This window comes from Mesorhizobium sp. M0960 (assembly GCF_040319055.1).
Classification (GTDB): domain Bacteria; phylum Pseudomonadota; class Alphaproteobacteria; order Rhizobiales; family Rhizobiaceae; genus Mesorhizobium.
Window position 1 is genome coordinate 161,741 of record NZ_JAMYNN010000013.1, and the last position, 19,949, is coordinate 181,689.

At 64.3% G+C, this 19,949-nt stretch carries 16 protein-coding genes; 12 read left to right on the forward strand and 4 right to left on the reverse strand.

What is annotated here, in order from left to right:
- Nucleotides 1–44: 44 nt before the first annotated feature.
- The gene (locus NKH63_RS22245; RefSeq protein WP_352918753.1) at nucleotides 45–2,063 is read right to left on the reverse strand and encodes a thioredoxin domain-containing protein; all 2,019 of its coding nucleotides are present in this window, start codon (nucleotides 2,061–2,063) and stop codon (nucleotides 45–47) included.
- Nucleotides 2,064–2,122: 59 nt separating this feature from the next.
- Between NKH63_RS22245 and mnmE the strand changes: the two genes are divergently transcribed.
- The 5 genes from mnmE (at nucleotide 2,123) to NKH63_RS22270 (ending at nucleotide 8,035) form a co-directional block, all read left to right on the forward strand.
- Complete coding sequence (mnmE, locus tag NKH63_RS22250; protein WP_352918755.1) at nucleotides 2,123–3,451, forward strand: tRNA uridine-5-carboxymethylaminomethyl(34) synthesis GTPase MnmE; 1,329 nt, start codon at nucleotides 2,123–2,125, stop codon at nucleotides 3,449–3,451.
- A gap of 294 nt (nucleotides 3,452–3,745) precedes the next feature.
- Nucleotides 3,746–5,635 carry a tRNA uridine-5-carboxymethylaminomethyl(34) synthesis enzyme MnmG gene (gene mnmG, locus NKH63_RS22255; RefSeq protein WP_352918757.1) on the forward strand — a complete coding sequence of 630 codons (1,890 nt, stop codon included), beginning with the start codon at nucleotides 3,746–3,748 and terminating at the stop codon, nucleotides 5,633–5,635.
- A complete protein-coding gene (rsmG, locus tag NKH63_RS22260; RefSeq protein WP_352789145.1) occupies nucleotides 5,632–6,270 on the forward strand; it encodes a 16S rRNA (guanine(527)-N(7))-methyltransferase RsmG in 639 nt (212 codons plus the stop codon). The genes mnmG and rsmG overlap by 4 nt, the downstream gene beginning before the upstream one ends.
- Nucleotides 6,271–6,307: 37 nt before the next feature.
- Nucleotides 6,308–7,108 (forward strand): ParA family protein, encoded by an 801-nt coding sequence (locus NKH63_RS22265; RefSeq protein ID WP_084642633.1) that lies wholly within the window; start codon nucleotides 6,308–6,310, stop codon nucleotides 7,106–7,108.
- 45 nt (nucleotides 7,109–7,153) lie between these two features.
- Nucleotides 7,154–8,035, forward strand: coding sequence for a ParB/RepB/Spo0J family partition protein (locus NKH63_RS22270; protein WP_023718749.1), 882 nt, complete (start codon nucleotides 7,154–7,156; stop codon nucleotides 8,033–8,035).
- A gap of 315 nt (nucleotides 8,036–8,350) precedes the next feature.
- Here the strand turns inward: NKH63_RS22270 and holA are convergent, their stop codons facing one another.
- Both holA and NKH63_RS22280 read right to left on the reverse strand, forming a co-directional pair.
- On the reverse strand, nucleotides 8,351–9,394 hold the full coding sequence (holA, locus tag NKH63_RS22275; protein WP_352593564.1) for a DNA polymerase III subunit delta: 1,044 nt from the start codon (nucleotides 9,392–9,394) through the stop codon (nucleotides 8,351–8,353).
- Between the two features lie 53 nt (nucleotides 9,395–9,447).
- Nucleotides 9,448–10,383, reverse strand: coding sequence for a hypothetical protein (locus NKH63_RS22280; RefSeq protein ID WP_352918760.1), 936 nt, complete (start codon nucleotides 10,381–10,383; stop codon nucleotides 9,448–9,450).
- 314 nt (nucleotides 10,384–10,697) lie between these two features.
- On the opposite strand from NKH63_RS22280, the gene NKH63_RS22285 reads away from it, so the two are divergent.
- From NKH63_RS22285 to lpdA, 4 genes are all read left to right on the forward strand, one after another.
- Complete coding sequence (locus NKH63_RS22285; protein ID WP_023718744.1) at nucleotides 10,698–11,930, forward strand: 3-methyl-2-oxobutanoate dehydrogenase (2-methylpropanoyl-transferring) subunit alpha; 1,233 nt, start codon at nucleotides 10,698–10,700, stop codon at nucleotides 11,928–11,930.
- A gap of 2 nt (nucleotides 11,931–11,932) precedes the next feature.
- A complete protein-coding gene (locus NKH63_RS22290; RefSeq protein ID WP_352918762.1) occupies nucleotides 11,933–12,946 on the forward strand; it encodes an alpha-ketoacid dehydrogenase subunit beta in 1,014 nt (337 codons plus the stop codon).
- An 11-nt stretch (nucleotides 12,947–12,957) separates the two neighbouring features.
- Nucleotides 12,958–14,337 carry a dihydrolipoamide acetyltransferase family protein gene (locus NKH63_RS22295; protein ID WP_352918764.1) on the forward strand — a complete coding sequence of 460 codons (1,380 nt, stop codon included), beginning with the start codon at nucleotides 12,958–12,960 and terminating at the stop codon, nucleotides 14,335–14,337.
- A gap of 261 nt (nucleotides 14,338–14,598) precedes the next feature.
- Nucleotides 14,599–15,996 carry a dihydrolipoyl dehydrogenase gene (gene lpdA, locus NKH63_RS22300; protein WP_352918766.1) on the forward strand — a complete coding sequence of 466 codons (1,398 nt, stop codon included), beginning with the start codon at nucleotides 14,599–14,601 and terminating at the stop codon, nucleotides 15,994–15,996.
- Between the two features lie 172 nt (nucleotides 15,997–16,168).
- On the opposite strand, the gene NKH63_RS22305 is transcribed toward lpdA, so the two are convergent.
- On the reverse strand, nucleotides 16,169–17,272 hold the full coding sequence (locus NKH63_RS22305; RefSeq protein WP_352918768.1) for a saccharopine dehydrogenase family protein: 1,104 nt from the start codon (nucleotides 17,270–17,272) through the stop codon (nucleotides 16,169–16,171).
- A gap of 123 nt (nucleotides 17,273–17,395) precedes the next feature.
- On the opposite strand from NKH63_RS22305, the gene NKH63_RS22310 reads away from it, so the two are divergent.
- The 3 genes from NKH63_RS22310 (at nucleotide 17,396) to NKH63_RS22320 (ending at nucleotide 19,789) form a co-directional block, all read left to right on the forward strand.
- Nucleotides 17,396–17,824: an Lrp/AsnC family transcriptional regulator gene (locus NKH63_RS22310; RefSeq protein ID WP_352587968.1), complete on the forward strand. Its 429-nt coding sequence runs from the start codon at nucleotides 17,396–17,398 to the stop codon at nucleotides 17,822–17,824.
- A gap of 341 nt (nucleotides 17,825–18,165) precedes the next feature.
- Nucleotides 18,166–18,531, forward strand: coding sequence for a RidA family protein (locus NKH63_RS22315; protein WP_352918770.1), 366 nt, complete (start codon nucleotides 18,166–18,168; stop codon nucleotides 18,529–18,531).
- A gap of 22 nt (nucleotides 18,532–18,553) precedes the next feature.
- Nucleotides 18,554–19,789: an amidohydrolase/deacetylase family metallohydrolase gene (locus NKH63_RS22320; RefSeq protein WP_352918772.1), complete on the forward strand. Its 1,236-nt coding sequence runs from the start codon at nucleotides 18,554–18,556 to the stop codon at nucleotides 19,787–19,789.
- Nucleotides 19,790–19,949 lie beyond the last annotated feature (160 nt).

The window sequence follows — 19,949 nt, forward strand, 5'->3', positions numbered from 1 at the left end:
CGCTGCGTCGCTTCACTCCTTGCTTCGCCATAGGATTACGAATCCTATCTTCGGCGCAATAACCCTTCCAGCTCTTCAGCTTCCGTTACCACCGGCAGGCAGACCTGCCCCGTGCACAGCCAGGCGCCGGGCTCGGCCGTTGGCGGCAGGACGCCGCCCGGCAAGGCCGGCAGATTTGTCGCCGAGCCAACAGGCACGACGATGTCCACCCGACGTGGGTCCGGATTTCGATTCGCAACCGGAACAAGCCTTGGATTCTCGGGTTTATCCACGATCACCAGTTTCAGCGGTTCGAGCGCCAGGGCACAGGCATTGACGATTCCTGCCTGGCCATAGGGCTGGTGCTCCGCCCGCCCGGCCGCATGCTCGGCGACTGTCCAGGCTTTTTCCCAGAGTTCGAGATCGCGGGTCAGCGACGACAATCGGACCATGGCTTCGATGATCTGCCCAGTGGCGGAAGGAATGGCCTCGTCGACATCGCCGCGGATGCGGATCGGCACATCCGTGCTGTTCGATGCGGTCAGATAGTAGCCGGTCTTGTCGCTGTCCCGGTGCCAGAGATCGAGTTGCTCAATGAAGTTCCCGGCGCGATCGATATAGTCGGGATTGCCGGTCGCCTCGAACAGTGAGACCGCCGCATTGGTCATGGCGGCATAGTCGCTCGACAGGGCCGGGAACAGCCTCTTTGCGCCGAGCATCGAATGCGACAGACGGTTATCGCGCCCGGCAGCCGCAATGGCGGCAAAGGCCGCTGCCGCCGCTACGATCCAGTCGGATCGGCCAAGCGATCGCCCGGCCTCTGCAAGCGCTGCGATCATCAGACCATTCCAGTCGGTCAGTGCCTTGCCGTCACGCCCTGGCCGGATGCGCTGTGCCCTCGCCGCGAGCAATTTTTCTTTCAGCGGGACGAGCTGTTGGCGGTCGATCACACTTTGCGTCTGCTGGGCTTCTGTCTGGCGGATGATCGGCTTGCCCTCCCAGCCATGCGGGGCGGCAAGTGTGAAGTACTTGAAAAACAATGCTGATTCGTCATCAAGGGCACGCTCGACCTCATCCTTGCTCCAGGCATAGAACAGCCCTTCTTCCCCTTCGCTGTCGGCATCGAGACTGGCAGCGAAGGCACCGCCCTCGACCCTCGTTTCGCGCAACAGCCAGGCAATCGTCTCTTCGATTCGCAACCGGAACAATTCCTTGCCGGTTGACGCATAGGCCCAATTGCACAAGCGGACGAGTTGGGCATTGTCGTAGAGCATCTTTTCGAAATGCGGCACCAGCCATTCGGCGTCGGTCGAGTAGCGACTGAGGCCACCGCCGACATGGTCGTAGATGCCGCCGGCCAGCATCTTTTCGAGGCTGAGGAGAACGGCGTCACGATAGGCTGCGGTGCCGTCGCGCAGCCAGGACAGCCAGAGGCTCTGCATGAACGGCGCATTGGGGAATTTGGGCGCGCCGCGCAGGCCGCCCAGCTCGCGGTCGATCATGCCGTCAATGCCGTTGGCGAGCCTCGCCAGCGTGTTGCCGTCGAGCACGGCCTTGGCATGGCTGCCCGCCAGCCGCGCCTCGACATGCGTAGTCAAACCGTCGGCGCTTTGGTTAACGCTTTCTTTCTTCTCCCGCCAAGCCTTGTCGACCGCCTCCAGCACCTGGACGAAGCCCGGGCGCCCGTAGCGGGCTTCGCGAGGGAAGTATGTGCCGCCCCAGAACGGCTTGCCGTCCGGCGTCAGGAACATGGTCAGCGGCCATCCGCCCTGCTCGCCCATCGAGGACAGCGCCGCCATGTAGATCTGGTCGATGTCGGGGCGCTCCTCGCGGTCGACCTTGATATTGACGAAGAGACGGTTCATGACGGCGGCGACGCCGTCGTTCTCGAAGCTCTCATGCGCCATGACGTGGCACCAGTGGCAGGCAGCGTAGCCGACTGACAGCAGGATCGGACGCTGCAGCGCCTGTGCTTCGGCCAGAGCGGCAGGCGACCATGGCCGCCAGTGCACCGGATTGCCGCTGTGCTGCTGCAGATAGGGACTGGCCTCTTCGGCAAGCAGGTTTTGTGCAGGCAATGTCACGGCGCAACTCGATGGCGGATTGAACAGGCATAGCTAGGGCGCTTCGGCAGGGCGGGCAAATGATTTCAAAAGACTCCATCGTGGCACTGTCGAGCGGGCGCCTGCCGGCCGGCATTGCGGTGATCCGAATTTCGGGGCCGCAGAGTCGATTCGCAGTCGAAACGATTGCCGGATCGGCCGTGCCGAACCGCGTTGCTAGCTATCGCAAGTTACGGGCGCCGGACGGATCGGTGCTGGACAGCGGCCTGGTCGTCTTCTTTGCCGGTCCCGACAGTTTTACCGGCGAGGACGTTGCCGAGTTCCATGTGCATGGCGGACGCGCCGTCGTGGCGAAGATGCTGGAAACGATCACCTCCTTCGACGGCGTCAGGCATGCCGAGCCGGGTGAATTCACCCGCCGCGCCTTTGTCAACGGCAAGCTCGATCTGGTCGAAACCGAGGCGGTGGCCGATCTCATCAATGCCGAAACCGAGGCGCAGCGGCGCTTTGCCGTGCACAATGCCGAAGGCGTGCAGAGCGAACTCTATCTGGGCTGGCGCCGACGGCTGATCCACGCCCGCGCGATGATCGAGGCCGAGATCGATTTTGCCGACGAGGACGACGTGCCGGGTTCGGTCGCCGACACAGTCTGGTCCGACGTGCGGGCCATGATCGCCGAGATCGAGCGCCATGTCGCCGGCTTCCGCGCTGCCGAAATCATTCGCGACGGGTTCGAAGTCGTCATCCTCGGTGCGCCGAATGCCGGCAAATCCAGCCTGTTCAACGCTCTGGCGCGGCGCGAGGCGGCGATCGTCACCGATGAGCCGGGCACGACCCGCGACTTGCTGGAGGTGGTGCTGGACCTCGAAGGGGTGCGGGTCCGGGTAACCGACACCGCCGGTCTGCGCGAGGCGTCCGGCAAGATCGAGGCGATCGGCATCGAGAAGGCCAGGGCCAAGGCGCACAGTGCGGACCTGCTGTTGCTGCTTGAGGAGATGGCTGAGCCAATGGCGATCGGTGTGCTGCCGGGCGCCATTCCGGCGCTGAGGGTGGGAACGAAGGTTGATCTTCTGAGGGGCAAATCACCCTCGCCTGCGGCGCACTACGATATCGCTATCTCGACGCAGGACGGCACGGGAGTGGCCGAATTGCTGGACGAGATCGGGCGGCACGCCGCAGCGCAGATCGGCCAGGCCGGCGATATCCTGCCGTCGCGGCTGCGGCACGTCGAGCTGCTCAATGAGACGAAACGCTTCCTGCTTGCGGCAGCGGCAAGTAGTGACCGCGGACAGGAATTGCGCGCCGAGGAACTGCGCCTGGCGGCGGATCGGCTCGGACGAATCGTCGGCGCGGTCGATGTCGAGGACATGCTCGACGTGATCTTTTCGCAATTCTGTATTGGGAAATGACTCACGTGAAACATTGGGAAGAATACGCCCCAGGATTCACGTGAAACGCTGGGCGGGCAGTGGAGGGCATTGTTTCACGTGAAACGATTCGCTGTGCAAATGTCGCAGGTGCTGCAGGTTGAGGGGGTTAGGTGCAGCTCTCGCCTTCTCCCACAAGGGGAGAAGGCAGACAGGGCAGCGCCGGGCGTTCTCTATCTGCAATGGTCAGCGCAGTTATGCGCCTGAAGCCTCTCTGTTCTTGACAGCTCGTCCCGGCGGGCACATGTGTCGGCAGATTTGAATCGGAATATACAGATGACCAATCGCTATGATGTGATTGTGGTGGGTGGCGGCCATGCTGGCTGCGAGGCGGCCAGTGCTGCCGCGCGGGCTGGCGCCAGAACCGCGCTGGTGACGCTGCGCTTCGACACGATCGGCGTGATGTCCTGCAACCCGGCGATTGGCGGCCTCGGCAAAGGCCATCTGGTTCGCGAGATTGATGCCATGGACGGGCTGATGGGGCGCGTCGCCGATGCGGCCGGCATCCAGTTCCGTCTGCTCAACCGTCGTAAGGGGCCAGCGGTCCGCGGTCCGCGGACGCAAGCCGACAGGAAGCTCTATCGGCTCGCCATGCAGGCGGCAATCCGGCAGCAGGCCGGCCTCGATGTCATTGAAGGCGAGGTGCTGGACTTCGACATCAATGACGGGGAAATCGACGATGGGCGCATCGCGGCGGTGCTGCTGGCGGATGGAAGCAGGCTCGCCTGTGGCGCCGTGGTGCTGACGACCGGCACCTTTCTGCGCGGGCTGATTCATATTGGCGAGAAGAAAATCGTCGCCGGCCGCATGAACGAGCAAGCGAGCATCGGCCTGTCGGCGACGATGAGCCGCGCCGGCTTCAGGCTCGGGCGGCTGAAGACCGGCACGCCGCCGCGGCTGGACGGCAGGACGATCGATTGGGCGTCGCTTGAGAGCCAGGCGGCGGATGAAGATCCCGTGCCGTTCTCGCTGCTCACCGACCGCATCGAAAACCCGCAGATCCATTGCGGGATTACGCGCACGACCAATGTCACGCATGAGCTGATTCGCGCCAATCTTGGCCGCTCGGCTATGTATTCGGGGTCAATCGAAGGCGTCGGGCCGCGTTATTGCCCGTCCATCGAAGACAAGATCGTCAAGTTCGGTGACCGCGAAGGCCACCAGATTTTTCTGGAGCCAGAAGGGCTCGACGACGACACGGTGTACCCGAACGGCATCTCGACCTCGCTGCCCGAGGACGTACAGCTCGACATCCTGAAAACCATTCCGGGGCTGGAGCGGGCAACGATGCTGCAGCCCGGCTATGCCATCGAATATGACCATGTCGACCCGCGCGAACTCAAGCCGACGCTGGAAACCAAGCGGATCGCCGGGCTTTACCTCGCCGGCCAGATCAACGGAACCACCGGCTACGAGGAGGCTGGCGCGCAAGGGCTGCTTGCCGGCTTGAATGCAGCGCGCAAGGCGTCGGCGAGCGATGAAATCGTGCTGAGCCGCACCGAAGCTTATATCGGCGTGATGGTCGACGACTTGACCAGCCGCGGCATCGCCGAGCCCTACCGCATGTTCACCTCGCGGGCCGAGTTCCGGCTGTCGCTGCGTGCGGACAATGCCGATGAGCGGCTGACGCCGCTGGCGATGAGGCTGGGGATCGCCTCGCCGGAGCGAACGCAACGGTTCAACACTGTCGTGCAAGACCTTGAGAAGGCGCGGCAGCTCGCCCTCGGCACCACGATGACCCCCAATGAGGCGGCGCGCCATGGGCTCGAGATCAACCGGGACGGCGTGCGCCGCTCGGTCTATGAGCTGCTGGCCTATCCCGGCGTCGATATCGCCTGGCTGGGGCGCATCGAACCTGCTTTTGGCGCTATCGACGCCAAAACGGCCGAACGTCTTGAAACGGAAGCCAAATATTCCGTCTATCTCGACCGCCAGCAGGCCGACGTCTCGCAGATCAGGCATGAGGAGAGCCGGCTTATTCCCGAGTCGCTCGACTTTGCTTCTGTTCCCGGCCTGTCCAATGAGTTGAAGCAGAAGATGCTGGCACGCCAGCCGCGTTCCATCGCTGACGCGCAGCGTATGGAAGGCATGACGCCGGCGGCGCTGGCGATTATCGTCGCGCATGTCCGCAACGCCGAGGCGGCCGCGCGAAAGCAGGTCGCGTGAGCGCTGCGTCCTGGGCGAACCTACAACAGGCAGCAGGCCCGGTTTCACGTGAAACATTCGGTCGTCTGGTCGAGTTCGAGGCCGTCTTCCAGAAATGGAATCGCCGGATCAATCTAGCCGCGCAATCGACGCAGGACGATGTCTGGCGCCGCCACATCCTCGACAGCGCGCAGCTGGCGCGAATCAAACCGGACGCGAAGCGCTGGGTCGATCTCGGCTCCGGCGGCGGTTTTCCCGGGCTTGTGCTGGCCTTTCTGCTGGTCGAGCGTGAAGGGGCCAGCATCGACCTGGTTGAAAGCAACCGGAAAAAAGCATCGTTCCTGCAAGCGGTCGTCGGACAGTTCAGCCTGCCTGCCAAGGTCATCGCGCGGCGCATAGACGACAGCTATCCTCTTGTTCCTGCACCACAAATCGTCACGGCCAGGGCGCTCGCCTCGCTGCCGGCCCTGCTCCACCTGGCGGCGCCGTGGCTGACGAAGGGCGCGCGCGGCCTGTTTCACAAAGGCCGGGATTACCGCGCCGAAGTGGCAGAAAGCGCTCAACGATGGTCTTTCGATCTGGTAGAACATGCCAGTGTAACCGACGCGCAGGGCGTCGTTCTCGAAATATCCGACTTGCGACAGCACCCTGGCTAGTGACCGGCGACCCCGAATGAATTTCTGGCATAGACCCATGATGAAGAACGGCCCCCGAATCATCACCGTCGCCAACCAGAAGGGTGGCGTCGGCAAGACGACGACGGCCATCAATCTGGCCACCGCGCTGGCCGCCATAGGCGAACAGGTGCTGATCGTCGATCTCGACCCGCAGGGCAACGCCAGCACCGGGCTTGGCATCGACCGGCGCGACCGCACCGTCTCCTCCTATGATGTGCTGACCGGCGAACTCGACCTGGAAGCGGCGGCGATCCCGACGGCGGTGCCCGGCCTGTCGATCGTGCCGTCGACGCTCGATCTGCTCGGCATCGAGATGGAAATCGCCTCGGCGCCGGACCGGGTGCTGCGGCTGCGCAACGCGCTGCGGGCTTCGGCCGAGCGCTCGGCCAATTTCGGCTATGTGCTGATCGATTGCCCGCCTTCGCTCAATCTGCTGACGCTGAATTCGATGGCTGCGGCCGATTCGGTGCTGGTACCGCTGCAGTGTGAATTCTTCGCGCTGGAGGGCCTGAGCCAGCTGTTGGAGACGGTCGAGCAGGTGCGCCGTTCAATCAACCCCGATCTGACGATCCAGGGCATCGTGCTGACGATGTTCGACGGGCGCAACAATCTCGCCAACCAGGTGGTGCAGGATGTACGGGCGCATATGGGCGACAAGGTCTATGAAACCGTCATCCCGCGCAATGTCCGCGTTTCCGAGGCGCCGTCCTATGGCAAGCCGGCGATTCTCTACGACCTCAAATGCTCGGGCAGCCAGGCCTATCTGCAGCTTGCTTCCGAAGTGATCCGCCGCGAGCGCAAATTGCGTGCCGCCTAACAGTAGCCAACAAGCGATTCGATACCGAAACGATCTGGACGGACGATGAACGAAGACCCTTCGAGAAAGAGACTGGGCCGGGGATTGGCGGCCCTGATCGGCGAAATCGATCGCCCGGCGGCACCGGAAAAGCCGGGGCTGGCGGCCGACGGCAAGGTGCCGATCGAGTTCCTCAGCCCTAACCCGAAAAACCCGCGGCGGCATTTTGGCGACGCCGACCTGACCGACCTCGCCCAGTCGATCCGCGAACACGGCGTGGTGCAGCCGGTGGTGGCGCGGCCGTCGAAAACCCAAACGGGCCGCTACGAGATTATCGCCGGCGAGCGTCGTTGGCGTGCGGCGCAACGCGCCGGGCTGACCGAAATCCCGATCATTGTGCGCGATGTCAACGATCGCACGGCGCTCGAACTGGCGATCATCGAAAACGTCCAGCGCACCGACCTCAACCCGGTCGAGGAAGCGCTGGGCTACCAGCAGCTGATCGACGACCACGGCTATACCCAGGCCGATCTCGGCCAGGTGATCGGCAAGAGCCGCAGCCATGTCGCCAACACGCTGAGGCTGCTCAAGCTGCCCGACGTCATTCGCGACATGCTGGTCGATGGGGCGCTGTCGGCCGGCCACGCCCGTACCTTGGTGACGGCCGACGACCCGGCCGGGCTCGCCAAGCGGATCATCGATGAGGGGCTTTCGGTGCGCCAGGCCGAGGCGCTGGCGCAGATGCCGGTCGGCGCGCCGGCGGCAAAACGCCAACCCGCCGCACCGCCGCAAAAGGATGCCGATACACTGGCGCTGGAGCGGCAGATGACCAGCACGATCGGCATGATCGTCACGATCGAGCACAACCAGCGCGGCGGCGTGATCAGCGTCGCCTACCGGACGCTGGAGCAACTCGATGAGCTTTGCCGCAGGCTGAAGCGGGAGTAGGTATGGCCCGGTACCTTAGCCGGCAAACTACTCGTGAATCGACTGCCGTTCTGACAAGAATTCGCTCCTATTCGGGGTGTTGGCGCCGCCCCTCATCTGCCTGCCGGCATCTTCTCCCCGTATAGTGACGGGGAGAAGGGCGCTGTCTTCGACGGTTTTGCCGATCTCCAGCATTGCAAGAAGGTGCCGGCGTTGCGGCCGGCTTCTTTCCCCCCGTTTACGGGGAGAAATGCCCGGTAGGGCATGAGGGGCGGCGCCAGCCTCAATGATTGTCGTCTCCGACTGAGTTGAAGCTGCCATCTGCTCGAAGCGAGCTTACCTCTGCGCCAGCCTTGCGCTTTCCACGGCAATGCCGAGCAGCGCCTGGCGTGCCAGCGCGATCGACAGATCGGGCCGCCGGCGCGTTTGCAGCACCGCCGTCTGCAAGCGGGTCAGGGCGCGGCCGAGCGCCTCGCTGCTCCAGCGTTCGAGGGCTTTCTCGACCAGCTTGCGCCTGGAGAAAAACACCGGCGGGCGCGCCGCGGCTACGACCGAAGCGGCATTGCGGCCGCCGGCGTCGATCAGGCCGCGCATCGCCTGGATCGTCTGCAACTGCCGCATCGCCGATGAAAGCACCAGGAAGGGCTGGCCGCCAGACTGGCAATGGCGGGTGAAGGCGGTGTCGAAGTCGGCGATCCTGCCTTCGAGCAGGGCGTCGACGGCCGCATCGAAGGAGAGGCCGGAGACATCGCCGGATGTCGCCTTGACGTCGTCGAGGCCGATTTCGGCCTGGCCATGCGCATAAAGCACCAGCTTTTCGATCTCGCCGCGCGAGGCCAGCCGGTCGCCGCCGAGGTTGCGGCGCAGCGCCTGCCGCGCCTCCAGCGTCATCGACATGCCAGCCTTGCGCAGTTCGTCGTCGATGACCGTGTCAATGTCCCTGGCCTCATCGGCATAGCAAGGCAGAGCCATGGCATTGTCCGCCGCCTCCACCACGGCGCGCAGGCCGACGCCCTTCTTCAGGTCGCCGGCCTCAATCAGGATAATGGCATCGCGCGGCGGCTCGGCGGTCAGCGCCTTGACGTCGTCGGCAAGCGCCTTCTGAGCGCCGGCGTTGCGCACCCATAGCAGGCGCCGCTCCGAAAACATCGGCACGGTGCGCGCCTCGTCGAGCAGGCGGCCCTCGTCGCGATCGACCTCCGATCCGTCCAGCCTGACCACCGAGAACGGATCGTCGAGCGGCAGGCCGGTCCTGGCGGCAAAGGCCTTTGCCCGCTCGGCGACCAGCCCACGATCGGGACCGTAAAGCAGCACGATCGAGACGCGCGGATCCGGCTTCGCGAGCCATGAATCGACCTCGTATGCTTTCTTCTGTGCCATGGTGTTGTGGTTAGCATGGCGAGAGCTCCGGGTGAACCACAGGCGCCGGCCTGCTAGTTCTTGTCCTCGGGGGATTGCAGGATGCTATCAGGCTTGAACGAAGTATCGGCAGCACCGAGGCGTTCATAGTCCGTCATTGCCGCGTCAAGCGATTTGTCTTTCTCGACCGACCACAAAGTCACTGAGGCCAGATAATTTGTGAAGGCGTTCTGCTCTCTTGCGAAAATGGCGGCCAAACGCGAGCCGTTTTGGAAAAAGCGATCGAGTTCCTGTTTGATTGCAACGTCATTCTTCGCCAGCGACCGTATAGCCCATACAGCCGATGCCACCGTCATCACACGCATCATGTCTTTTGATGCCTGGCTCTTGGGGCACCCATATTTCCGGCATGCAGCGACAATCATGATATTCTCGGGGCGACCTGGAGCCACCGCACCCGCGAATTTCCCCATAACAAGGCCGATGCGGATTGCGTCCGCCGCGATGCCGTCACGGCTGGTTCGAAGATTTCCCAGAATATGATCTATGTAGGACAAGTCTCCTGTCGCCATATAGGCGCCAAGCAGCAGATCATTGTCCAACGGGACAAAGAGGGGTGTCAACGTTTTCAAAGGCATGGCACCGGGGGATGCTGCATCCTCCAGCTTTCGGCTCGACGCGAAACGCCGCGCTTCGTCCGTGAGACCAGCCTTGTGCAGAGCGGCCAGATAAAGGTCAGCCGCGCGATCGGAGGGCACGCCATCCAGCAGTTTTCGTCGCATCTCCGGCGAGCCGTCGAACAATGCAGCGAAAAACCCGGTTATCGTTCCGTTTTCAGCGCTGGACGGAGCTTGATCCAAGGTTGTGATAAGCCGGTCAATGCAGGCAGCATCCCTCGTGCGATAGTACGTGCCGATGCAATCGTCCGACTGAGCGAAAGCTGGTCGACCGGATCCAACCAGAAAAGCTACAATCGCCAAAGCGACGACGGCCCTCGATCTGCCTTGCATTCCCGCCTCTCTCACAACGATGCCGTCAGGATAAGGTCCTGAATGGTAGGCGCAACTTGAATCGCTGGATGTGCGGGCTCGTCAAAGGCAAGCTCACCCCGGGACATATCGTCTGTTGCGGCAATCGTCGGCAAATTTCTGCTAAGTTGCGTGCTGCCGTCCAACATCGACAAGAAATTTCGCAGACACATCTTCATCTTGTGCGCGGCAGGCTGCATCGGCGGGAGCCGAAGGACCGAAGCCCTGCCCGACGAATTGGCACTGGTCCGGCGGTGTGCAAATATCGCGCCGGGCAACAGTGGAGGACCGAGATCATGGCCGATGCCGGAATGTTGCGCTTCCATGTTCCGGAGCCGGAGGTGCGGCCGGGCGGCACGCCGGATTTTTCAGACGTGACCATCCCCAAGGCCGGCTCGGTGCCGCGCCCCGAGATCGACGTCGATCCGCGCACCATCCGCGATCTGGCGTTCTCGATCATTCGTGTGCTCAACCGCGCCGGCGAGGCGGTCGGGCCGTGGGCCGGCCTGCTTTCCGACGAGGAACTGCTGGAAGGGTTGCGCCATATGGTGACGCTGCGCAGCTTCGATGCGCGCATGCAGATGGCGCAGCGCCAGGGCAAGACCTCCTTCTACATGCAGCATCTCGGCGAAGAGGCGGTGAGCTGCGCCTTCCGCAAGGCGCTGGCGCCGGGCGACATGAATTTTCCGACCTATCGGCAGGCCGGCCTGCTCATCGCCGACGGCTATCCGATGGTCACGATGATGAACCAGATCTATTCGAACGAGGCCGATCCGCTGAAGGGCCGGCAGCTGCCGATCATGTATTCGTCGAAAGAGCACGGCTTCTTCTCGATCTCCGGCAATCTGGCGACGCAGTACATCCAGGCGGTCGGCTGGGCGATGGCTTCGGCGATCAGCAATGACCAGAAGATCGCCGCCGCCTGGATCGGCGACGGCTCGACCGCCGAGTCCGACTTCCATTCGGCGCTGGTGTTCGCCTCGACCTACAAGGCGCCGGTCGTGCTCAACGTCGTCAACAACCAGTGGGCGATTTCGACCTTCCAGGGGATCGCCCGGGGCGGCTCCGGCACTTTTGCTGCCCGCGGACTGGGCTTCGGCATCCCGTCGCTGCGCGTCGACGGCAACGACTATCTCGCCGTCCATGCGGTGGCCAAATGGGCGGCGGAGCGGGCGCGCAACAATCTCGGGCCGACGCTGGTCGAATATGTCACTTACCGCGTCGGCGCCCATTCCAGCTCCGATGACCCGTCGGCCTACCGGCCGAAGGCCGAGTCCGACGCGTGGCCGCTCGGCGACCCGATCGTCAGGCTGAAGAACCACCTCATCCAGCGCGGCGTCTGGTCGGACGAACGCCACGCCCAGGCCGAGGCGGAAATCCTCGACACGGTGATTTCGGCGCAGCGGGAGGCCGAGCGCCACGGCACGCTGCATGCCGGCGGCAAGCCCTCGGCGCGCGATATGTTCGAGGGCGTCTATGCCGAGATGCCGCCGCACCTCAGGCGCCAGCGCCAGCAGGCGGGAGTCTAACCATGCCGCGACGGACCATGATCGAGGCAATCCGCGACGCCATGGACGTGTCGATGGCGCGCGACGGGCGTGTCATCGTCTTCGGCGAAGATGTCGGCTTCTTCGGCGGCGTCTTCCGCTGTACGCAAGGCCTGCAGGCGAAATACGGCAAGAGCCGCTGCTTCGATGCGCCGATCAGCGAATCCGGCATTGTCGGCGCGGCCATCGGCATGGCCGCCTACGGGCTGAAGCCTTGCGTCGAGGTGCAGTTTGCCGACTATGTTTATCCGGCCTATGACCAGATCGTCTCGGAAGCGGCGCGGCTGCGCTATCGATCGAACGGCGACTTCACCTGCCCGATCGTGGTCAGGATGCCCACCGGCGGCGGCATTTTTGGTGGCCAGACCCACAGCCAGAGCCCGGAGGCGCTGTTCACCCACGTCTCCGGGCTGAAAGTCGTGGTGCCCTCGAACCCGCATGACGCCAAGGGCTTGCTGATCGCCGCGATAGAGGATCCCGACCCAGTGATCTTCCTGGAACCGAAGCGGCTTTATAACGGACCCTTCGACGGTCATCACGAGCGGCCGGTAACACCATGGTCGAAACACGAGCTTGGCGAAGTCGCCGACGGCCATTACACGGTGCCGCTCGGCAAGGCGGTGATCCGCAGACAGGGCGCTGAGGTCACCGTACTTGCCTACGGCACGATGGTCTATGTCGCCCAGGCGGCGGCCGAGGAGACCGGCATCGATGCCGAGATCATCGATCTGAGAACGCTGCTGCCGCTCGACCTCGAGACGATCGTCGCCTCGGTCAACAAGACCGGGCGCTGCGTGGTCGTGCACGAGGCGACGCTGACATCGGGGTTCGGCGCCGAACTTTCGGCGCTGGTTCAGGAGAACTGCTTCCACCATCTGGAGGCGCCGGTGGCGCGGGTCACCGGCTGGGACACGCCCTATCCACATGCGCAGGAGTGGGACTATTTTCCCGGTCCTGCGCGGCTAGGCCGCGCGCTCGTCGAAACGATGGAAGCCTGAGGGGGAAGACGATGGGCGAATATGTCATCAAGCTACCCGATGTCGGTGAAGGCGTCGCCGAGGCCGAGCTGGTCGAATGGCAGGTCAAGGTCGGCGATCTCGTGCGCGAGGACGCCGTGCTGGCCGCTGTGATGACCGACAAGGCGACGGTCGAGATTCCCTCGCCCGTCGATGGTGAGATCCTCTGGCTGGGTGCGGAGATCGGCGACACGGTGGCGATCGGCTCGCCCATCGTGCGCCTGAAGGTGGCCGGCGAGGGTAACGTCAAGCCGCCACGGGACGTTGAGGTGGGCGCCAAGCGTACCCCCACCCCTAACCTTGCCGGGGCGAGCCACGGGTCTCGCCCGTCCTTCGGACCCCCACAAGGGGGAGGGGGACGAGCTTCGGCTCCCAAGGCCGACGCCAAACCAGTCCCACCTCCGTCAGGAAGCGCTTCTGTGCGCGAAAGTGAGCCGGCAACGGAATTCCCCTCCGGCGGGGGTACTGCGCCGATCTCCGGCGCGCGGCGTCCGGAGGGCGAGAAGCCGTTGGCCTCGCCGGCCGTCCGCCTCAGGGCGAAAGAGGCCGGCATCGACCTGCGGCAAATTGTGGGGAGCGGCCCGGCCGGCCGTATCCAGCATGAGGACATCGAAGCTTTCCTGGCGCGCGGACCCGGGCCCGCCAAGATTTCCGGGCTTGTCCGCAACGAGGCGGTCGAGGATATCAAAATAGTCGGGCTCAGGCGAAAGATCGCCGAGAAGATGACGCTGGCCAAATCGCGCATCCCGCACATCACCTATGTCGAAGAGATCGACGTCACCGCGCTCGAGGATTTGCGCGCCGCGCTCAACAAGGAGAAGCGGCCGGGCGCGGACAGGCCGAAGCTGACGCTGCTGCCGTTTCTGATGCGGGCGATGGTCAAGGCGATCGCCGACCAGCCAAACCTCAACGCGCTGTTCGACGACGAGGCGGGCATAATCCACCAGCATGGCGGGATCCATATCGGCATCGCCGCGCAGACCCCGTCGGGGCTGGTGGTGCCGGTGGTCAAGCACGCCGAGGCGCGCGACATCTGGGATTGCGCAGCCGAGGTTGTCAGGCTGGCTGAGGCGGCAAAATCCGGCACGGCGACGCGCGACGAGCTCTCTGGATCGACCATCACCATCACTTCGCTCGGGGCCATGGGCGGTGTGGCGACGACGCCGGTGATCAATCATCCGGAAGTGGCGATCCTCGGCGTCAACAAGATGATGATGCGGCCGGTGTGGGACGGCACCCAGTTCATCCCGCGCAAGATGATGAACCTGTCCTCCAGCTTCGACCACCGCGTCATCGACGGCTGGGACGCTGCGGTGTTCATCCAGCGGATAAAGGCGCTGCTGGAAACGCCAGCGCTGATTTTTGTGGATTGAGGAGATGAATAGAATGTTGCGGCGGTGCGGAACGATCGGGAGGCTGGAGGGACAGCGCCCCCCTCTGCCTTGCCAGGCATCTCCCCCACAAGGGGGGAGATTGGCAGTTTCCGCGCTCCGACCGCTCCTGCGACGGCGGCGATTGGCGAAGGCGGAGGCGAGATCCAATCTCCCTTGTGGGGGAGATGTCCGGCAGGACAGAGGGGGGCGCGACGGATCGCCACAGAGCGCCTTTTTCCGAGCCGCTGCATGGGGCACGACATGAAGGAAATCTCCTGCAAGCTGCTCGTCATCGGCGCCGGTCCCGGCGGCTATGTCTGCGCCATCCGCGCCGGGCAGCTTGGCATCGACACGGTTATCGTCGAGTTCGGTAAACCGGGCGGCACCTGTCTCAATGTCGGCTGCATCCCGTCCAAGGCGCTGATCCATGCGGCCGAAGAGTTCGAAAAGGCGTCGCACTTGGCCGGCGGCAAGAGCCCGCTCGGCATTTCAATCGCAACACCATCGATTGATCTCGAAACGACCATCGCCTGGAAGGACGGCATCGTTAGCCGGCTTAACAGCGGCGTTGCCGGCCTGTTGAAGAAGGCCGGGGTCAAGACCGTGCACGGCTGGGCGAAATTCCGTGACGGCAAGACCGTCGAGGTCCAGACCGAAACCGGGATGCAGGTGGTCCGCGCCGAGACGGTGGTGATCGCCACGGGCTCGGCGTCGATCGAATTGCCGTCGCTGCCCTTCGGTGGGCTGGTGATCTCGTCCACCGAAGCGCTGGCGCTGAGCGAAGTGCCGGAAAGGCTTGCCGTCGTCGGTGGCGGCTACATCGGGCTGGAGCTCGGCATCGCCTTCGCCAAGATGGGCGCCAAGGTGACCGTGGTCGAGGCTTTGCCGCGCGTACTGGCGCAATATGATGCCGAACTGACCCGGCCGGTGGTGAAGCGGCTCGCCGAGCTCGGGATCGAGGTGCTTGTGGGCGCCAAGGCCAAGGGGTTGTCGACCAAGGGCGATGCGCTGCTGGTCGAGACGAAGGACGGCAAGAATGCCAAGATCGTTGCCGACAGGATTCTGGTCACCGTCGGGCGCAAGCCGGTGGTCGAAGACTGGGGGCTGGAGCAGATCGACCTCGACATGGCGGGAAAATTCATCCGCATCGACGACCAGTGCCGCACCTCGATGCGGGGCATCTTTGCCGTTGGCGACGTCACCGGCGAGCCGATGCTGGCGCACCGGGCGATGGCGCAAGGCGAAATGGTCGCCGAGATCGTCGCCGGCCACAAGCGCAGCTGGGACAAACGCTGCATTCCCGCTATCTGCTTCACCGATCCGGAGCTGATCACCGCAGGCCTGTCGCCGGAGGAGGCAAAGGGGCTCGGCGGCGAAATCAAGGTCGGATTGTTCCCCTTCGCCGCCAATGGCCGGGCGATGACGAAGATGGGTGAGGAGGGCTTTGTCCGGGTCGTTGCCCGCGCCGACAACCATCTGGTGCTCGGCATCCAGGCGGTCGGCCAAGGCGTGTCGGAACTGTCGACGGCCTTCGGCCTGGCCCTGGAAATGGGCGCGCGTCTGGAGGACATTGCCGGGACCATCCACGCCCACCCGACGCAAGGGGAGGGTTTTCAGGACGCGGCGCTGAAGGCGCTCGGGCGGGCGGTGCATATTTGAGGGCAGGGTGATCTCCCCTCTTGAGGGCGAGATGGCCGGCAGGCCAGAGGGGGTCGGTTCGACTGGATTCGACCTCCCTTACGACAGTCGGAGGTTAGCGCTCTACGCGAGGCGACCCCCCTCTGCCGCCTTCGCCGACATCTCCCCCCTCAAGGGGGGGAGATTACGCAGCTCAACCCGCCAGTCGGCTAACCATCTCGTGCTGCGCGTAGGCGCGGCCGAAGCGGTTGGCCAGGAAGGCGTCGAGCGCGATGTCCTCCTGCTTGATGAAGCCCTTTGCCGGCAAGGTGCCATCGGCCAGCATGTCGAGCACGGCGCAGATGGCGGAGGCAGTGGTGATCTGGATGGCGCTGCGCACCATTTCGCCGACACGCCTGGCGTAGATCTTGTTGGCGTAGGTCTCCTGCAGCAGGCGGCCGTTCTTGCGGCCGCTGACGGTGACGAAGACGATGACGACGTCCTGCAGCGTCGCCGGCAGGGCGCTTTCGAAAATGTCCTTCAGCACGTCGCGGCGGTGGCGCAGGCCGAGGTCGTTCAGCAGCGCCTTCATGATCGCGGCGTGGCCGGGGTAGCGGATGGTGCGGTAGTTCAGCGTCCGCACCTTGCCTTTCAGCGTTTCGGCCAGCGTGCCCAGCCCGCCCGAGGTGTTGAATGCCTCGTAGGTGACGCCGTCGAGCGAGAATTCTTCACGCTCCTCCAGCGGCGGCACTTCGACCAGCTCGCCTTCGACGATCGCCTCACAAGGCTCGCAATATTCGTTGATGACGCCGTCGGTGCTCCAGGTCAGATTGTAGTTCAGCGCATTCGACGGGTATTGCGGCAGCGCGCCAACCCGCATGCGCACGCTTTCCAGCGTGTCGAAGCGGCTGGCGAGATCGTTGGCAACGATCGAGATGAAGCCCGGCGCCAGCCCGCATTGCGGGATGAAGGCGCTGTTGCCGGAGCGCGCCAATTCCTTGACGCGCCTGGTGCTGACGACGTCCTCTGTCAGATCGAGATAGTGCACGCCGGCGCTGGCCGCCGCTTCGGCGATGCGCGTGGTCAGATGGAAGGGCGCAGCGCTGAGCACCGCGAACTTGCCGGCCAGGGCGGCTTCGAGGGTGCCGACGGCCTCGATATCGAGTTCCAGCGTCTCTACGCCGGCCGGCAGTTCGGCCGCGCCGAGCTGCGCAGCCGAGCGGTCGACCAGGGTGACATGGTAGTCGCCCGTGGATGCCAGCATCTCGGCTATGGTCGAGCCGATCTTGCCGGCGCCGACGACGATGATTTCCTTCATGACCGGTCCCTCGCACCAATGTTAAATAGACGGCTAGAATCGCAGCTTGCCTGTCGAAAGGAAGCGTGGGATTGTGCAAAACGCAGTCTCTGTTTGATCAATGCGCCGGCAAGGTTCGTCGAAATGCTTAGTGATGCCGACCAGGCGCTGCTTTCCCTGCTGCGCATCAATGCACGCGCCTCGACCGCCGAACTGGCGCGGCGGCTGGGCGTCTCACGGACGACGGTGCAGAGCCGGATCGAGCGGCTGGAGCAGCGCGGCACCATCACCGGCTACGGCGTCAGGCTTTCGCCGGATTACGAACAGGGACTGGTGCGGGCGCATGTCCTGCTCACCGTCACGCCCAAGCTTGCGGACAAGGTGGTGCGCAGCCTGCAGGCGCTGCCGCCGGTGCGGACGCTGCATTCGGTGAGCGGCAATTTCGACATGATCGTCATCGTCGAGGCGCCGTCGATCAGGGATCTCGACACGCTTCTCGACCAGATCGGCGCCATGGACGGGGTCGAGCGGACGTCGTCGTCGATCATCCTGTCGACGCGGATCGATCGCTGAGCGGGCTGGCGTCGCGGGTCAAGACGCTGGCGGGACAGCGCCCCCCTCTGCCCTGCCGGGCATCTCCCCCTTTTGGGGGGAGATCGGCAGCTTCGCTGGCAGCGCACCTTTTGCAAGGTCGGTGGTTGGCGAAATCAGTGATGACGGCCAATCTCCCTCCTTGTGGGGGAGATGCCAAGTAGTGGGAAAGAGGGCAGGACAGAGGGGGGCGCGAAGGGTCACCGAGCGTGGTGACCAAGCTGGCGCTCCCGCAGCAAAGCGATATAGCTTCCAAAATGTTGGATGAGAACCGCGGTGGCAGGCATAAGGGCGGTCACGCAAGATTTCCAGAGGAGGCCTCCTTGCCCAAGCAGTGTTTCGGAAAATCCCATGTGCCGTTGTCGCCGGCGGTCAGGGCCGGCGATTTCGTCTATGTCTCCGGCCAGGTGCCGGTCGGCGGCGACGGGCTGGTGGTCAAGGGCGGCATCGCCGAGCAGACCGAACAGGTGCTGTCGAACATCAAGGCGGCACTGGCGCTGGCCGGCTGCACGCTGGACGACGTGGTCAAGACCACGGTCTGGCTCGAGGACGCGCGCGATTTCGGCATCTTCAACACCGTCTATGCCCGGCATTTCCCGAAAGACCCGCCGGCACGCACGACGGTGGAGTCACGGCTCATGATCGACATCAAGATCGAGGTCGAAGCCGTCGCCTACAGGCCGGCCTGACGGAAAAGCGGAGACAGGCGCAATGCAATTCGATCTCCTGATAAAAGGCGGCCGCCTCATCGATCCGGCGTCCGGCCTCGACGCACAACGCGATCTGGCGATTGCCGACGGCCGTATCGCCGCGATCGACACCGAAATCCCCTTCGAACGTGCCGCCCGCGTCATCGACGCCACGGGCTCCATCGTCGCGCCCGGCCTGATCGACCTGCACAGCCATGTCTATTGGGGCGGCACGTCGCTCGGCGTCGATGCCGACCGGCTCGCCGCAAAGAGCGGCACCACCACCTTCATCGATGCCGGAAGCGCCGGCGCCGGCAATTTCCTCGGCTTTCGCCGCCACGTCATAGAGCGCTCGAAAGTCCGCATCCTGGCCTACGTCAACATTTCCTTTGCCGGCATATTCGGCTTCTCGCAGACCGTGGCGGTCGGCGAGTGCAGCGACCTCCGGCTCTGCGAACCGCGCGAAACGGTGGCGGCGGCGCGCGAGCACGCGGACGTGGTTGTCGGTGTCAAGGTCCGCTCGGGTCGCCATGCCGGTGGCACCAGCGGCATCGCGCCGGTCGATCTCGCGCTCGAAGCCGCCGACAAGGCCGGCCTGCCGCTGATGGCGCATATAGACGAGCCGCCGCCCGGCCGCTCGGAAGTGCTGCCGCGGCTGCGCAAGGGCGACATCCTCACCCACTGCTTCCGGCCGTTTCCCAACGCGCCGGTCTTCGCCTCGGGGGCGGTGCGGCCGGATATGCGGCTGGCGCGCGAGCGCGGCGTCATCTTCGACATCGGCCACGGCATGGGCTCGTTCGATTTCGAGGTGGCCAAAGCGATGCTCAGCGAGGGTCTGGCGCCGGACGTGATCAGCAGCGACGTGCATCTCTACTGCGTCGACGGGCCGGCCTTCGACATCCTGGTCTGCATGTCGAAACTGCTGGCGCTCGGCATGCTACTGGTCGAGGTGCTGCGTGCCGCGACGCAACGGCCGGCCGAGGCGATCGCCAGGCCCGATCTGGGCAGGCTGGCGGTTGGTGCGGTCGGCGACGTCGCGGTGCTGCGGCTGCGCTCGGGGCGCTTCACCTTTGTCGATTCGGTCGGCGCCTCGCTGGTCGCCGAGCAAAGGCTGGTCTCGGACGGCATCGTGGTGGGCGGCACCTGGTGGCCGAACGAAACGGCGGACGATCTCGGCGAGACCGAACGCTTCGAAGCGCATACGCACGACACGCATGTCGAGGTGGCGAGCCGGCATTTCGGGCGTAGCCACGATTGACGGCGATGTGGCTCCCCTTCTCCCCTTGTGGGCCTGTTGCGTAATTCGCTGATTGTGATTCTCTGAGGTGGACGCTCTGAGGGAATCGCGATGGCAGTGAAGCAGACGGGCCAGTTGAGCTTGGCGGAGGCTTTTCTAGGCACCAAGCTTGTGGGCGGCA

Excerpts from the sequence above, each read along its gene's own strand:
- mnmG (WP_352918757.1), top strand. The coding sequence starts at position 3,746 with ATGACCAATCGCTATGATGTGATTGTGGTGGGTGGCGGCCATGCTGGC.
- NKH63_RS22320 (WP_352918772.1), top strand. The coding sequence starts at position 18,554 with ATGCAATTCGATCTCCTGATAAAAGGCGGCCGCCTCATCGATCCGGCG.
- NKH63_RS22305 (WP_352918768.1), bottom strand. The coding sequence starts at position 17,272 with ATGAAGGAAATCATCGTCGTCGGCGCCGGCAAGATCGGCTCGACCATA.
- holA (WP_352593564.1), bottom strand. The coding sequence starts at position 9,394 with ATGGCACAGAAGAAAGCATACGAGGTCGATTCATGGCTCGCGAAGCCG.
- NKH63_RS22295 (WP_352918764.1), top strand. The coding sequence starts at position 12,958 with ATGGGCGAATATGTCATCAAGCTACCCGATGTCGGTGAAGGCGTCGCC.
- NKH63_RS22265 (WP_084642633.1), top strand. The coding sequence starts at position 6,308 with ATGATGAAGAACGGCCCCCGAATCATCACCGTCGCCAACCAGAAGGGT.
- NKH63_RS22310 (WP_352587968.1), top strand. The coding sequence starts at position 17,396 with ATGCTTAGTGATGCCGACCAGGCGCTGCTTTCCCTGCTGCGCATCAAT.
- mnmE (WP_352918755.1), top strand. The coding sequence starts at position 2,123 with ATGATTTCAAAAGACTCCATCGTGGCACTGTCGAGCGGGCGCCTGCCG.
- NKH63_RS22270 (WP_023718749.1), top strand. The coding sequence starts at position 7,154 with ATGAACGAAGACCCTTCGAGAAAGAGACTGGGCCGGGGATTGGCGGCC.
- NKH63_RS22280 (WP_352918760.1), bottom strand. The coding sequence starts at position 10,383 with ATGCAAGGCAGATCGAGGGCCGTCGTCGCTTTGGCGATTGTAGCTTTT.
- NKH63_RS22285 (WP_023718744.1), top strand. The coding sequence starts at position 10,698 with ATGGCCGATGCCGGAATGTTGCGCTTCCATGTTCCGGAGCCGGAGGTG.
- lpdA (WP_352918766.1), top strand. The coding sequence starts at position 14,599 with ATGAAGGAAATCTCCTGCAAGCTGCTCGTCATCGGCGCCGGTCCCGGC.
- NKH63_RS22290 (WP_352918762.1), top strand. The coding sequence starts at position 11,933 with ATGCCGCGACGGACCATGATCGAGGCAATCCGCGACGCCATGGACGTG.